General features: G+C 42.9%; 12 protein-coding genes. 4 read left to right on the top strand and 8 right to left on the bottom strand.

Annotation, left to right across the window (positions count from 1 at the left end; all coding sequences use genetic code 11):
• Position 1: 1 nt before the first annotated feature.
• Genes DW650_RS13550 through DW650_RS13540 form a run of 3 tightly spaced genes read right to left on the bottom strand, consistent with a single transcriptional unit; the run spans position 2 to position 3,014 of the window.
• Positions 2–844: a carbohydrate ABC transporter permease gene (locus DW650_RS13550; protein WP_117920775.1), complete on the bottom strand. Its 843-nt coding sequence runs from the start codon at positions 842–844 to the stop codon at positions 2–4.
• Positions 841–1,716 carry a carbohydrate ABC transporter permease gene (locus DW650_RS13545; protein ID WP_117920774.1) on the bottom strand — a complete coding sequence of 292 codons (876 nt, stop codon included), beginning with the start codon at positions 1,714–1,716 and terminating at the stop codon, positions 841–843. Before DW650_RS13545 ends, DW650_RS13550 begins: the two co-directional genes overlap by 4 nt.
• Positions 1,713–3,014 (bottom strand): ABC transporter substrate-binding protein, encoded by a 1,302-nt coding sequence (locus tag DW650_RS13540; RefSeq protein ID WP_118210203.1) that lies wholly within the window; start codon positions 3,012–3,014, stop codon positions 1,713–1,715. The genes DW650_RS13545 and DW650_RS13540 overlap by 4 nt, the downstream gene beginning before the upstream one ends.
• Positions 3,015–3,183: 169 nt before the next feature.
• Between DW650_RS13540 and DW650_RS13535 the strand changes: the two genes are divergently transcribed.
• Positions 3,184–4,026, top strand: coding sequence for an AraC family transcriptional regulator (locus tag DW650_RS13535; protein WP_118210202.1), 843 nt, complete (start codon positions 3,184–3,186; stop codon positions 4,024–4,026).
• Positions 4,027–4,207: 181 nt separating this feature from the next.
• On the opposite strand, the gene rlmD is transcribed toward DW650_RS13535, so the two are convergent.
• The 4 genes from rlmD to DW650_RS13515 are packed head-to-tail and all read right to left on the bottom strand — an operon-like array spanning position 4,208 to position 8,542.
• Positions 4,208–5,959 (bottom strand): 23S rRNA (uracil(1939)-C(5))-methyltransferase RlmD, encoded by a 1,752-nt coding sequence (rlmD, locus tag DW650_RS13530; protein WP_118210201.1) that lies wholly within the window; start codon positions 5,957–5,959, stop codon positions 4,208–4,210.
• Between the two features lie 2 nt (positions 5,960–5,961).
• Positions 5,962–6,912 (bottom strand): 3'-5' exoribonuclease YhaM family protein, encoded by a 951-nt coding sequence (locus tag DW650_RS13525; RefSeq protein ID WP_015560103.1) that lies wholly within the window; start codon positions 6,910–6,912, stop codon positions 5,962–5,964.
• A 36-nt stretch (positions 6,913–6,948) separates the two neighbouring features.
• Positions 6,949–7,080 (bottom strand): hypothetical protein, encoded by a 132-nt coding sequence (locus DW650_RS20330; protein ID WP_279216830.1) that lies wholly within the window; start codon positions 7,078–7,080, stop codon positions 6,949–6,951.
• Between the two features lie 58 nt (positions 7,081–7,138).
• Positions 7,139–8,542, bottom strand: a complete 1,404-nt coding sequence (locus DW650_RS13515) for a S1C family serine protease (protein WP_243102962.1) — start codon at positions 8,540–8,542, stop codon at positions 7,139–7,141.
• A 339-nt stretch (positions 8,543–8,881) separates the two neighbouring features.
• On the opposite strand from DW650_RS13515, the gene DW650_RS13505 reads away from it, so the two are divergent.
• The 3 genes from DW650_RS13505 (at position 8,882) to DW650_RS13495 (ending at position 13,568) form a co-directional block, all read left to right on the top strand.
• Positions 8,882–11,308, top strand: a complete 2,427-nt coding sequence (locus DW650_RS13505; protein ID WP_118210199.1) for an endonuclease MutS2 — start codon at positions 8,882–8,884, stop codon at positions 11,306–11,308.
• 122 nt (positions 11,309–11,430) lie between these two features.
• On the top strand, positions 11,431–12,135 hold the full coding sequence (locus DW650_RS13500) for a response regulator transcription factor (RefSeq protein WP_117920745.1): 705 nt from the start codon (positions 11,431–11,433) through the stop codon (positions 12,133–12,135).
• Positions 12,132–13,568 carry a sensor histidine kinase gene (locus DW650_RS13495; RefSeq protein WP_118210198.1) on the top strand — a complete coding sequence of 479 codons (1,437 nt, stop codon included), beginning with the start codon at positions 12,132–12,134 and terminating at the stop codon, positions 13,566–13,568. The genes DW650_RS13500 and DW650_RS13495 overlap by 4 nt, the downstream gene beginning before the upstream one ends.
• Before the next feature lie 312 nt (positions 13,569–13,880).
• On the opposite strand, the gene DW650_RS13485 is transcribed toward DW650_RS13495, so the two are convergent.
• Complete coding sequence (locus DW650_RS13485) at positions 13,881–14,258, bottom strand: AMP-binding protein (protein ID WP_118210196.1); 378 nt, start codon at positions 14,256–14,258, stop codon at positions 13,881–13,883.
• Between the last annotated feature and the right edge of the window lie 15 nt (positions 14,259–14,273).

Raw genomic sequence — 14,273 nt, 5'->3', positions numbered from 1 at the left:
TTTATCCTTTGACTGCACCGTTTGCCACACCGTTTAAAATCTGTTTCTGGCAGATCACATAAAAGATCAGGATTGGAATCAGTGCCAGAATATAGGAAGCAAATGCCAGATTGTAATTGGTTCCAAACTGTGTCTGGAAATTAAGCTGTGCAAGCGGCAGCGTATTCTGTCCGGTTCCAGACATGATCACAAGCGGTGTCATAACATCATTCCACGTTCCAAGAGCTGTCAGGATTGCAACTGTTGCATGCATTGGCATCATCATTGGAAAGACCACTTTCCAGTAAGTAGTCCATGTGCTTGCTCCGTCAATATCTGCCGCCTCTTCCAGCGCTATCGGAATATTTTTTAAGTACCCACTGTAAAGAAGGACGTTCATTGGCATATAAAATACCAGATACAACAGAATGACACCCGCGCGGTTTCCAAGTCCCATATGCGCCGTCTGCTTTACCAGAGGCATCATTAAGATGGAAAACGGAACAAACATTCCGCTGACAATATACAGATAGATAAATCGGAAACTTTTTCTTCTTGCCATGCCGCGTCCGATCACGTAGCCTGCAATTGAGTGGATCAGGATTGCCAGTACGATCGTTGCCAGTGTGATCAGTAAACTGTTTCCAAGAGAGTGCCAGAAATCGGTCACTTCCATTGCCTGACGGAAATTTTCAAAACTCCACTGTTTTGGGAAAGAAAGTGCTCCCGCCACATCGTTTGTCATCTCACTCGGTTTCTTAAACGCAATGATCACTGCCATATACAGCGGGAAAAATACCGTAACCGTCCCCAAAATCAGAACAATCGTAAGTACCCAGTTTGTTTTCTGTTTTTCTTTCATCATAACTGCTCCTCCTTCTTATTCATGACTGTCATCTGGAAAAGTGAAATCGCCACGATCACAATAAAGAAAATGACTGCATTCGCACTCTGGAATCCAAACTGTCCGCCATCCATACCATTTTTATAAATCAGGTAAGAGATGGATTCGGTGCTCTGTGCCGGACCTCCCTTGGTCAATGACATGATCTGGTCGAATACCATGAGGAAATTCTTTGTGCTCAGTACCAGATTGATCGTCACAAACGGCATCACCAGTGGAAATGTTACTTTCCAGAACTGCTTCCATTTACTGGCTCCGTCAAGCATACTCGCCTCGTAGACTTCCTCCGGTACAGTCTGCAGACCGGAAATATAGATGATGGTATTCATGGCAACTGCCTGCCATACACCAACAATCAGCACACCAATCCATGCGTATTTTTCACTTGCAAGAATACTGTTCTGTAAAAATCCAATATGGAACACATTTCCCACAGTTGGAAGAATGTAAGTAAAAATAAAACTGAAAATATAGCCGATGACAAGTCCTCCTAAAATATTCGGTACAAAATAAATACCGCGCAATGCACTTTTAAAACGGATTGCACTGTTTAATCCAACTGCCATGATCAGACTTAGCACATTTACCAGTATCGTTCCTGCCAGTGCATATTTAAACGTAAACAAATAGCTTTTTCCCACGCGGGAATCCGTAAACAGATCTGCATAGTTCCTGATCCCGACATAATCGTAAGTTCCGTATCCTTTATAATTGGTAAAACTGTAAATCACACCTTTGATCATTGGAAGTGTATTGAATGCAAAAAATAAGATTACAACCGGTATGATAACCGCCCAGAATGTTTTGTCCCTGTTTGACATTTTCTTTTTCATTGTGCATCCCCCTGTTCTTTCTGATAATCCTGTACTTTCCGAATCAGATCCCGGTTGTAGCGCTTCCAGTCGGAATCAAATTTTTTCAAAAACTTTTCCTGTGCATTGTCGCTTGTATCCAGCAGGAACGTCTGGATCATGGCATCCACACTCATCTCACTCGGATAATGGTGATCCTGATAATCTGCCATGCGGTTGTTTTCAATGTAAGGACGCATATCCTCGAGTGTTTCCGGAATTGCAAAATCCCCGTCTTTGCAGGCAATTCCGCCCTGATCATCCAGATAAATCTGAATGGTCTCATCGTCATACAGATATTTTAAAACTTCATATGCAGCCTCTTTATTTTTGCATGCTTTCATTACGGAAAACTGCAGATCAATTCCTGAATTTAATACATTGTCTGATTCGTTATCATTTGCAGGAAATGTAAAAGAGCCGATATTCATGTCCGGGTTGACCGATTTAATCTGGGGAATCGCATAGCTTCCAATCGGATACATGGCAGCTTCCCCGCGGGCAAATGCTGTACATGCATCGTTATAACCATATGCATACGGATTTTTTTCGGCGTAATCCAAAAGCGCACGCATCTTTTCTGCTACCGGTCCATACGTATCGGAAAATGTGGTATTTCCCATATTTACCTGATTGTAGGTATCCGAATCGGTAAGTCCGACTGCCAGCGCATTCCACGGAGCCAGACAGGTCCAGGTATCTTTAAAGCCCAGATACAGCGGAAGTGTTCCGCTCTGTTTTATTTCATCACACAGTGTGGTAAATTCCTGCCAGGTGGTCGGAACTTTCCAGCCATTTTCCTCAAACAGATCTTTGTTATATAAAATTCCTGCCGCGTTTGCCACATATGGAAGTGCATACGTGCCATCCTTTGGAATAAACTCCAGTTCCTTATCCATATCCAGATATGCCTGTTTTACGGTCTGGACTTCATCCAGATCGGAAATATCATCAAACAGATCTGCATCTAAAAAGTTGGAATAGTTGCTGTCCCCTCCGATTGCGATGATATCCGGATAATCCTCCCGGATAAAACGTGTCTTTAAAATAGTCATTGCTTCGTTTGGAGATGAAATCGTCAGATGGATGTCATCATGTGTTTCATTGAACCGCTTTTCAATTTTTTCAAATGCCTTAACTGCTTCCGGTTTGTAGGAAACCACTTCGATTTCGGTTTTCCAGTCTGCCCTTTTTTCACTTCCGCATCCGGCAAGACCCGTCATACACATGCCAAGTGCAAGCACCGCCGCAACACTGCGGAAAATACTTCTTTTTGCCATATTCTTCTCTCCTTTTTTTCAATATATCCGCTTACTCTTTTGATATTCTGATTATAACATACCTTTATGAGTCCTCAAATATCATCATTTTTTTAATTTTATATCAAAATGCGATATTTTATGTTATAATAGACATTGATATAGCATTTTGGTATATAAGGAGTATTTTATGGGCAATATATTATTTAATATTTTTCCGAATGAAAATTTTATTGATCTGTGTATGTATCAGTTTGGATATGAACAGTGTGATCCCGGCCATTCATTCGGGCCTGCAACACGCAACCACTACCTGTTTCACTATATTCTTTCCGGAACCGGAACCCTTATGGCTGACAATGCAAAAGGTGAAACACAGACCTATTCCATAAAAAGCGGGCAGGGATTTATTATTTTTCCCGGTCAGATCAACACCTACATTGCCGATAAACAGCTTCCCTGGGAATATATGTGGATTGAATTTGATGGCTTGCGTATAAAAGAAGCTTTAAGTGTCACAGATTTGTGTAAAGATGCGCCCATTTATCATTCACACTCCAAAGAATTGCGTGAAAAACTTGCTGATGAAATGCTTTATATTGTAAATCATTCTCATGAATCTTCTTTTCATCTCATTGGCCATCTGTATTTATTTATGGATTATCTGCTGCAGTCAGCAAAATCTACTAAGCTGGTTTCCAGTGGGCGCATGAGTGATTATTATATAAAAGAAGCAATCAATTATATTGAACAGAATTTTCAGAATAATATCTCGATCGAAGATATCGCTACAGTATGTGGCATCAACCGAAGTTATTTGGGGAAAATCTTCCGCAACTCAATTGGCCGCTCTCCGCAGGAATTTCTTATGAACTACCGCATGGTAAAGGCTACCGAATTGTTAAAGCTGACATCCTTATCTATTGCGGACATCAGTTCCGCTGTCGGATACGAAAATCAGCTTCATTTTTCCCGTGCATTTAAAAATATTTATGGTGTTTCTCCGCGGGAATGGAGAAACCAGAACAAGTAACAATAGATAAGATAGATATCATTCCTATCAGTCTTAATACTTCAGTATCATTACCTTGTCCCTTGAACACTTCCATATCAGTAAAAAGGACATCCCCTTACCTGTAAAATCTACAGTTCCGGAATGTCCTTTTCCCCATACTTTACTATATTTTTAACACATGATGCTGCTTATCCACAATCTATAAGATGCCAAAATGCCTAAACGCCTGCATAATTGCATCTTCCTTCTCCGGTGTACACTGTGGCTGTCTCGTATTCTCTGATTTAGCCAGATTGAAATTCTCGCCGACATCCAATCTACACTTCTTCTTAATCTGTGCGATATACAGTGATGAAACCTTAAGTCCTGTCTGCTCCAGTACATATGCCTTTATCTGCTCATATGTCGCTTTTCCTTTGAATTCAGATAAATCCATATCCTCCAGAGAGAAGTCCACCTTCACTTTTCTGCTGTCGACCATTCTCCGTTCCACTTCGGTCCGCGCTGAGCAAAGATCCACCGGATCTTTAGCGCCCTTGGAAAGTAAAACAACAGTCTCCACATGTGTTGTATTCCCAAACTGATCCACCGCCCTTACCTTGCAAAGCTCATATCCGCCCTCACAAAGCATCTTAAGATCCCTCGCTAACGTCGCCGAATCACAGCTTACATACACGATCCGCTCCGGCTGCATCTTAAGCATCGTCTCAAGACATACACCATCGCACCCCTTCCGCGGCGGATCGACCACGATCACATCCGGGTGCAGCATATCTGCATCTGTGTCTTTCTTTTTTTCATAAAATGCCGGCAGCACTTCCTCTGCTTTTCCTACAAAAAACTCAGCATTATTGATACCGTTGAGCGCCGCATTATTCTTCGCATCCTCGATTGCCTGTGGGACGACCTCCACCCCATAAACTTTTCCCGCTTTCTGTGCAAGAAAAAGTGAAATCGTGCCGATGCCGCAATATAGATCCCACACGGTCTCTTTTCCGGTCAGTCCCGCATAGTCGAGCGCAAGGCTGTAGAGTTTTTCCGTCTGGACAGGATTGACCTGATAAAATGACTGCGGTGAAATATGGTATGCGACCGCTGTATCAGTCAGTGAAAAATCCTTCGTATCGCGTAGATGGATCATATCGGTAATGTATGGATCGCCCCAGATACATTTCGTCACATCCCCGAGGATCACATTTGTTTTCTTCGTATTCTGATTGATGGAAATGCTCTTCATTCCCTCGATGGCTGTCAATCTGTCGATCAGTTTTTCCACTTTAGGAAGACTATTTCCATTGATAATCACACAGACCATAAGCTCTTTTGTGGAAAACCCATAGCGGATCAGGACATGACGAACCAGCCCCTTACCTGTATTTTCATCGTAAGATGCCACATGACATTCTTTCATATAAGAAAGGACTTCATTTAAAATAATCTGATTTTCCTCCACACCCAGTTTACAGTCATTGACCGGGATAATACTGTGGGTACGCGCTGCATAAAAACCGGCAACCGGATTCCCATCTTTATCCGCACCGATCGGAAACTGTGCCTTGTTCCGGTAGCGGTATGGTTCTTTCATCCCCACGACAGGAAGCATGATTCGGTCGATCAATTCCGGCGCAAAACCACCAATACGAATCAGATTTCCGCGCACTTTGTTCTGCTTAAATTCCAGCTGCTTTTCATAATCCAACGCCTGTATCTGACATCCGCCGCATCTCCTGTGAAGTTCACACTGTGGTGTCACACGAAATTTAGACGGCGATAAAATCTGCTCCACTCTCGCATAACCATAATTTTTCTTCATCTTTGTGATGCGGGCTTCGATCTCATCTCCAAGCACCGCATCTTTAACGAAAAAGGTCATGCCATCGTATTTTCCGATTCCTTCGCCGTCCACGCCCATATCTTCGATTTTCAGTTCTATGATATCATTTTTCTGCATAATTATAATTTCCCGGAGCGTCTGATATTGCTCTCAAGCAGACGGTTGTACCCCTGCCATTCCTGATTATTTTCCGGCACGTTGTTAAAGATTTCGCGCACCGTCTCCATCTTTGCATCGATATTATCCGCAAAACTGAGTGCTAATGCCTCCGGCAGCGCCGGTTTTTTCGGTGAACCAAACTCTAACTCGCCGTGATGTGCTAAAATACAGTGCTTTAACTCGCTTGCCAGTCCCTTTGGAAAATCCGGGATCGTGCGGATCCTGTCACCGACCATCTCGGTTCCGATAATAATATGTCCTAAAAGCTGACCGTCATCCGTGTAATCATTTTCCGGGAATGTGGAAAGCTCCTCTAATTTTCCGATATCATGGAAAATAGCTGCCGTGATCAAAAGATCGCGGTTTAACATCGGATAACAGCCTGCAAAATAATCACAGTGCTTTGCCACACTTAAGCTGTGCTCAAGCAGACCACCGACAAATCCGTGGTGCACAGTCTTTGCAGCAGAGTGGAATTTAAAGCGTTTTTCAAAATCTGCATCTTCCACAAAAAAGCTCTCTAACAGCTTCTTTAAATGCACTTCTTTGATGCTCGCAATCAGACCTTTTAACTCCTCATACATCTGGTCGATATCCTTATCGCTGACCGGAAGGTAATCTTTTGGATCATACTCCCCTTCCTGCACCTTGCGGACACGCTTTACATTCAGCTGTAAATTGCCCTGAAAGCTGGTGATATCACCCATTACGGCTATGTAATCCAGTGAATCGAACTCGTCGATTCCAACAGAACCAGGCTCCCAGATCTTCGCATCCAGTGTGCCCGTTTTGTCCTGTAAGATCAATGTATCATAAGGTTTTCCTGCCTTTGTCAGCGCAGACTGTTTTACTTTACATAGATAGATTTCATTAATTCGCTCGCCCTCTCTGAGGCTCTCAATATACTTCATACTACTCCTTATTCCCTCTTTTATTTTCTAAAATTATTATGCCTGTATCCGCATTTCTGCTTCTAAAACGCATACCAGTGTCCACATTTCTGTTTCTGACATGCATGACTGCATCCGCATTTCTGCTTCTAAAACGCATACCGGTGTCCACATTTCTGTTTCTGACATGCATGGCCGCATCCGCATTTCTGCTTCTAAAATACATGCCTGTATCTGGTTCACATCTCTATGGCAGTACACTGACTTCTACCGTGCAGGTGATTTCCGTATAACCTTCCGGTCCCTGCCGCTCAATCTTCACTTCCACCGTATCTTCCGGCTTTAACGAAAGCAGTTTTTTCTCATAATTTTCTGCCGTAAGAATCTCATCCCCGTCAATCTCCGTAATGACATCCCCGCTCTGAAGTCCGGCAGCCATTGCCGGTGAATCCATACATACATCCTTGATATATGCACCTTTCGGTATCTCATATTCACGTTCGATCGCTGCTGTAACCGTTGTCACTTCAAGTCCAAAGTAAGGGATATCCTGTCCGTTTGACAGCATCTCAATCAATGCTTTTAACTCGGAAATAGAGATCGCTGTCAGCGTATTTTCATCCCCCGCACTGCTGTATCCCTGCATCACGATTCCAATGATCTCGCCATCTACATTGACAAGTGCTCCGCTTCCGTTGCTGCTTCCTACAATATCTGTCGTAAACACACTGTAATTATGATCTATCGTAGAAATACTGTTCGTGGTGGATGTAATATTTCCAGTCAGGATTGAATAATTGGTTCCAAGCGGACTTCCGATCGCGATCGCGATCGTTCCCTGCGTAACAGTCAGTGAATTTCCAAGAACTGCAACTGCGATCGCATTCTTTGTACTTTCGGTAAGTTCTGACGCCTTTACGCTTAACACAGCTATCCCTGTATTGCCATCGTATTTTTTCATTTCAGCTTTCACGACAGCATCATTAATAAATGTGACATAGATTTCCTGTGCATCCGCAATCGCCTTGCGTTCTGTTAAAACCAGCAGTTCCCTGCCATTTTCCGCTACAATGATACCGGAAGCCTGCCCCTTACTCTCATATGGGTTATTAAACCAGTCGGTATCGCTCTTCACACCGGTTACCGTCACGATAAACTTGTTTGCTTCTTTTCCAACCGCATACAATTTATTCTGAAGTTTCTGAAAATCGGCAAGTTCAAGTTCCTGCATTTCATTGTTTGGAACATCCCCAGTGTTATGTTCCGTTTCCGGTTCATCCGTCTGCTCCTGCTGACTGTTTCCCGCTTCTTCTGTCTCCTGCTGCCCGTTTTCCGGCTCTTTATTTTCTCCCTGCTGTCCGTTATTCTCTGTGTCCTTTTGCTCTGTCGATTCCTGCGTATCGTCCTGTCCGCTTTCTTCCGTTTCTGTCACATCATCCTTCGGAATCGTAACGACAGGCTTCTCCTCCGGGTAAAACCAGTTTGAAAACTCCGGCTGCAATAAACTAAACACCAGTGCTGCCACCGTACCAAAAATAACGGCAAGCACTACGGTAAACAATGCTTTTTTTATAAGACGTTTTTTATTCAACGGCTTCTCCTTGATCTGCTCATTAATAAAAGAAAAGCCACCCTTCTCTTTCTCCTGCATGATTTTCCCTTCCTTAACAAAAATGAAAACCGCACCTTATTTATTATAGTTTGAATCACATACGCTTGCAACACTATTTTTGCATTTCCGGCTTTCCTTCCCCCAATTAATGGGATATAATGTGAATAAGCAATGAGCAGTGCCAAATGAGGGAAAAATAAAAAAAGACTGCTTGCAGGCTCTTTTTTGTTTTTTTCTCATTTGATAGGGCGAATGCCCGTCAGCCCGGAAAATCTCTGATTTTTCGGGCTGGCACTGCGGACTAAAGTCGAACACACATATCCGTCAGCATACTGCCACTGCAAACTAAATTTTCAACCACAAGGAATTATAAATCTTATGAATGAAAAAGTTTTAAAAACATTAGAATATAATAAAATCATTGCCCGCTTAGCGGAGCACGCCTCAAGTGAGGATGCAAAGAAACGTTGTCTCTCCCTCACACCGGGCACAGACATCAATGAGATCAATCTTTTACAGTTACAGACCAAAGATGCGCTAAACCGTCTCTTTAAAGGCGGCCGCATCTCTTTTTCCGGTGTCCATGATATCCGTGACTCCCTTAAACGTTTAGAGATCGGTGCAGCCTTAAGCATCACGGAGCTTTTGCGCGTCTGCTCTCTCCTTGAGGCAGCCAAACGTGCAAAAGCATTTTCCCGCGCCAGCATCGGACATACCGGACCGGACCGCCCTGTTTCAGCAGATGAGACAGACGAACTTCCGGTTGATTCCCTGACCGGATTTTTTGACCAGATCGAACCACTCACACCATTATGTGACGAGATCCGCCGCTGCATCTTATCGGAGGACGAAATCGCAGACGATGCCAGCAGCACACTCCGTTCCATCCGTAAATCCATGCGTGGTATGAACGATAAGATCCGTGCACAGATGAACTCGATGATCAACAATACAACTACACGCAGTTATTTGCAGGATGCCGTCATTACGATGCGTGACGGCCGCTATTGTCTGCCGGTCAAAGCCGAAGCAAAATCACAGGTTCCGGGTATGGTGCACGACCAGTCATCTTCCGGTTCCACACTCTTTATCGAACCGCTCGCTGTTGTAAACTTAAACAACGAATATAAAGCTCTTCTTATGAAAGAAAAAGAAGAAATTGAAGTCATTCTCGCCAACTTAAGCAACTTAACGGCAGGATACTCCATGCAGCTTCATACTGACTACAATATACTCACCGAACTTGATTTTATTTTTGCAAAAGCAGCTTTCGCTCAGACTTACAACGGTGTTGCTCCGACTTTCAATACCGACGGACGTATCAACATCAAAAAAGGGCGTCATCCGCTGCTCGACGCCAAAAAAGTTGTACCGATCGATGTACGTCTCGGAGAAGATTTTACGCTTCTGATCATTACCGGACCAAACACCGGTGGTAAAACCGTCTCCTTAAAAACAGTCGGTCTTCTGACATTGATGGGGCAGGCAGGACTTCATATTCCGGCTTCCGAGCGTTCGGAACTCGGAATCTTTGAGGAAGTGTTTGCTGATATCGGAGATGAGCAGAGTATTGAACAGTCTTTAAGTACTTTCTCCTCCCATATGACAAATATCACACGCATTTTAAGTCAGGTAAATGACCGTTCCCTCGTGCTTTTCGATGAGCTTTGTGCCGGAACCGATCCAACGGAAGGTGCAGCACTTGCAATTTCTATTTTGTCAAAATTAAAACTATACGGTGCACGTGTCATGGCAACCACACACTACAGTGAATTAAAAGTATTTGCCTTGCAGACTTCCGGTGTGGAAAATGCCTGCTGTGAATTTGACGTTGAATCATTAAGTCCGACTTACCGCCTGTTGATCGGTATTCCCGGAAAAAGTAATGCGTTTGCGATTTCCACCAAACTTGGTCTGGGTGGGGATATCATCGAGGATGCCAAAGGACGGATCAGCGAAAATGATATGAATTTCGAGGATCTTTTAGCAGATCTTGAAAAGAGCCGCATCACGATTGAAAAAGAACAGCTTGAGATCAACCAGTATAAAGAAGAAATCCAGAAATTAAAAGAACAGCTTGAACAGAAACAGGAACGTTTAGACGCAAGCCGTGACAAGATCCTGCGCGAGGCAAACGAGCAGGCTTACAATATCATCAAAGAGGCCAAAGACCTTGCCGATGAAACGATCCGTAATTTCAATAAATACGGCACCGCACATGCCCCGGTCAGCGAAATGGAAAAAGAGCGTACCAGACTGCGCGATAAGATGAACAACGCACAGAAAAAAATGTCTGATCAGAAAAAAAATGCTGCGCCAAACCATAAAGTTCCCAAAAAACTCCGCATTGGTGACCGCGTGAAAGTCATCAGCATGAATCTAAACGGAACCGTTCACTCCCTGCCAAACGCAAAGGGTGACCTTTATGTACAGATGGGTATTTTACGTTCTCTTGTCAACATCAATGACCTGATCCTGTTAGAGGAAGAAACTTCCCCGACCAGCAAAAAATACGGTCGTACCAGTGCCGGCAAGATCAAAATGAGCAAGTCTGCCTCCGTCTCCACAGAGATCAACCTGATCGGCAAGACCACAGACGAAGCGATCGCTCTTTTAGATAAATACTTGGATGATGCCTACCTTGCACACATTCCGTCCGTGCGTATCGTCCACGGAAAAGGAACCGGTGCACTGCGCAACGCCGTACAGGCACATTTAAAACGTTTAAAATATGTGAAATCATTCCACCTCGGAGAGTATGGCGAAGGTGATGCCGGCGTAACGATTGCCGAATTCAAAGACTGATTTCAGACAAAAAGTAATTTCAGTAAGACAGATTTTATCTGATCCCATGCACAAAGCACTGCCGAAGCAATACCATTTCGTCTGATTTACAAACAGAATAACAACTAACAGGAGGTAATTTTATGGCAGCAAAACAAAAAATACTGATCGTCGATGACGATAATAATATTGCAGAACTGATCTCTCTTTATCTTACGAAAGAGTGTTTTGATACAAAAATTGTAAATGACGGTGAAGAAGCCTTAAAAGCATTCGAACAGTACAATCCGAACCTGATCCTTCTTGATCTGATGCTTCCGGGCATCGACGGCTATCAGGTATGCCGCGAAGTCCGTGCAAAAGCAAACGTGCCGATCATCATGCTCTCTGCAAAAGGCGAGATTTTTGATAAAGTACTCGGTCTTGAACTTGGAGCAGATGATTATATCATGAAGCCGTTCGATTCCAAAGAACTTGTTGCCCGCGTCAAAGCCGTTTTGCGCCGTTACCAGCCGGTCAAAATTGAAGAACCTGCTCCTGAATTAAAATGCGTAAAATACCCGGATCTGATCGTCAACTTATCCAACTACTCTGTTATTTATAAGGACAATCCGATCGACATGCCGCCAAAGGAATTAGAGCTTTTATATTTCCTTGCATCCTCGCCAAATCAGGTATTTACCAGAGAACAGCTTCTCGACCATATCTGGGGCTATGAATACATCGGCGACACCCGCACCGTGGATGTCCATGTAAAACGCCTCCGTGAGAAAATAAAGGACAATGACAGCTGGAGTCTCTCGACTGTCTGGGGAATCGGTTATAAGTTCGAGGTTAAAAATATATGAAACGAACACTCTACCCGAAGCTGCTCGGCGGCTATCTGATCTATGGACTGATCTGTTTTATTATTATTTCAACCTTTGGTTACCATATTACTTTTAACTTCTTAGAGCGCCGGGATGCCTCGACGCTCTATCGGGAGTCTGCGCTGATTTCCTCTAACTATGCGGAAAACTATTTTAAGCGTTCCACAACCTTAGAGGAAATGAAAACACAGCTCTCCACCCTAAGCACTTACCTTTCCAGCGAAATCTGGATCATCGATAAGCAGGGACAGATCCTTTTAAACACAGCTTCTGCTACTTCTCCAGTGGAAAATGCAGAGCCGGAAGTAATTCCTGATTTTGACGTGACTGATTTTGGAAATAAATATTACCGCACCGGAAACTTTTACGGTCATTTTGACTCAGAAACATTAAGTGTGTTTTCACCGATCACTGTAAATTACAAAGTACGCGGCTATGTGATCATACATAAACCGGTCAGCTCCATCGTCAATTTATCCAACCTGCTGACCAATCTTTCCTATCAGACGTTTGCACTTTTATTTCTGGCAGCATTTGTTGTTTTAGCACTCTTTACCTGGATCGTCTATATCCCGATCCGCAAAATTGCCAAAGGCGCCAATGAATATGCCGCCGGAAATTTTGAGGCAAAGATCGATGTCCACTCCAATGATGAGATCGGTTATCTTGCTGCCTCGCTCAACTATATGGCAAATGAATTAAACACGCTTGAGGAGGATCAGCGAAAATTTGTCTCCAATGTCTCACATGACTTCCGCTCTCCGCTGACCTCGATCAAAGGCTACGTAGAAGCAATGCTTGACGGAACAATCCCGGTTGAAATGCAGGATAAATATTTAAACATCATCCTTTTTGAGACAGAACGTTTGAACAAACTGACAAAAAGCCTTCTGGAATTAAACAAATTCGGCTCACACGGTGTTATGTTAGACATCACCAGTTTTGATATCAATCACACAATCCGCATGACCGTACAGACCTTTGAGGGAACCTGTATGGAAAAACATATCCGTTTTAACCTGATCTTAAGCGGTGAGACACTGTTTGTCTCTGCTGATTTCAGCAAAATTCAGCAGGTGCTTTATAACCTGATCGACAATGCACTCAAATTCAGCCATGCAAATTCATCGATCACGATCGAGACGACCGAAAAAAATGAAAAGGTCTTTGTATCAGTCAAAGACACCGGAATTGGTATTCCAAAAGACAGTATCAAGAAAATCTGGGAGCGTTTCTATAAAACCGATCTTTCCCGTGGGAAAGACAAGAAAGGAACCGGTCTTGGTCTTTCCATTGTCAAAGAAATCATCCAGGCTCACGGAGAAAACATCAACTGTATCAGTACCGAGGGTGTTGGTACGGAATTTATCTTTACACTGCCGTTAGCGAAAGAACAGGAGGAGCATGCCTGATGGCATGCTCTTTTACATAACGTGATTATTAAAATTCACCTTTTCAAGGATTTACCGTCTTAGTTTTTGTATATAATCATATTTGTTTCCACTCTTAAGCATTTTCAGCCAAGATATATAATTATTTTTCCCATTCCTTATATTTCTGAATATATTTGTTATTTCCACTCCCATTCTTAATGTATAAGGTAATGATTCTGTCCCAGATACATAAATTACTTTCTCTACTGAAATATCACCTATAATTTTATCTATCTTTGGGATTGCCAAATCTATGGTAACCAACACCTTGCAATTTCTTTCCGTTATATACTACTTTATTCTCTCTGCTCCAGTTCTCGGATCAATCGGAACAAAGCATGCTCCCAAATCATTTAAGGCATACTCCGCATATATTGTTTCCGGTAAATTTGGAAGCATCAACGCAACACTATCATTATTTTTTACTCCTAATGCTGCAAATGCCGATGCTACCCGAGTAATATTAGACAATAATTTTTCATAAGATATTTTATTTCCAAAATAAATGATAGCAGTTTCCTTTAAATGTTTTTTGGCACTGTTTCTCATAAAATCAACTAATTTTACGTCACAGTATTCCATATCATAATTAATGTTTGCACCATAATATTTCATCCACGGCTTGTCTATGGATGGATAGCCCGTGTTTCCCATTTGTTTCTCATCCATTTTCTGCAGCCTCCT

The organism is Roseburia sp. AM23-20 (assembly GCF_003470905.1).
Taxonomy (GTDB): domain Bacteria; phylum Bacillota; class Clostridia; order Lachnospirales; family Lachnospiraceae; genus Roseburia; species Roseburia rectibacter.
Note: the sequence above shows the minus strand (reverse complement) of the source record. Positions and strands in the feature narration are given on the sequence as shown.

What these genes read in the sequence shown, in the direction of transcription:
- DW650_RS13550 (WP_117920775.1), bottom strand. Translation starts at nt 844, where the DNA reads ATGATGAAAGAAAAACAGAAAACAAACTGGGTACTTACGATTGTTCTG.
- DW650_RS13545 (WP_117920774.1), bottom strand. Translation starts at nt 1,716, where the DNA reads ATGAAAAAGAAAATGTCAAACAGGGACAAAACATTCTGGGCGGTTATC.
- DW650_RS13540 (WP_118210203.1), bottom strand. Translation starts at nt 3,014, where the DNA reads ATGGCAAAAAGAAGTATTTTCCGCAGTGTTGCGGCGGTGCTTGCACTT.
- DW650_RS13535 (WP_118210202.1), top strand. Translation starts at nt 3,184, where the DNA reads ATGGGCAATATATTATTTAATATTTTTCCGAATGAAAATTTTATTGAT.
- rlmD (WP_118210201.1), bottom strand. Translation starts at nt 5,959, where the DNA reads ATGCAGAAAAATGATATCATAGAACTGAAAATCGAAGATATGGGCGTG.
- DW650_RS13525 (WP_015560103.1), bottom strand. Translation starts at nt 6,912, where the DNA reads ATGAAGTATATTGAGAGCCTCAGAGAGGGCGAGCGAATTAATGAAATC.
- DW650_RS20330 (WP_279216830.1), bottom strand. Translation starts at nt 7,080, where the DNA reads ATGTCAGAAACAGAAATGTGGACACCGGTATGCGTTTTAGAAGCAGAA.
- DW650_RS13515 (WP_243102962.1), bottom strand. Translation starts at nt 8,542, where the DNA reads ATGCAGGAGAAAGAGAAGGGTGGCTTTTCTTTTATTAATGAGCAGATC.
- DW650_RS13505 (WP_118210199.1), top strand. Translation starts at nt 8,882, where the DNA reads ATGAATGAAAAAGTTTTAAAAACATTAGAATATAATAAAATCATTGCC.
- DW650_RS13500 (WP_117920745.1), top strand. Translation starts at nt 11,431, where the DNA reads ATGGCAGCAAAACAAAAAATACTGATCGTCGATGACGATAATAATATT.
- DW650_RS13495 (WP_118210198.1), top strand. Translation starts at nt 12,132, where the DNA reads ATGAAACGAACACTCTACCCGAAGCTGCTCGGCGGCTATCTGATCTAT.
- DW650_RS13485 (WP_118210196.1), bottom strand. Translation starts at nt 14,258, where the DNA reads ATGGATGAGAAACAAATGGGAAACACGGGCTATCCATCCATAGACAAG.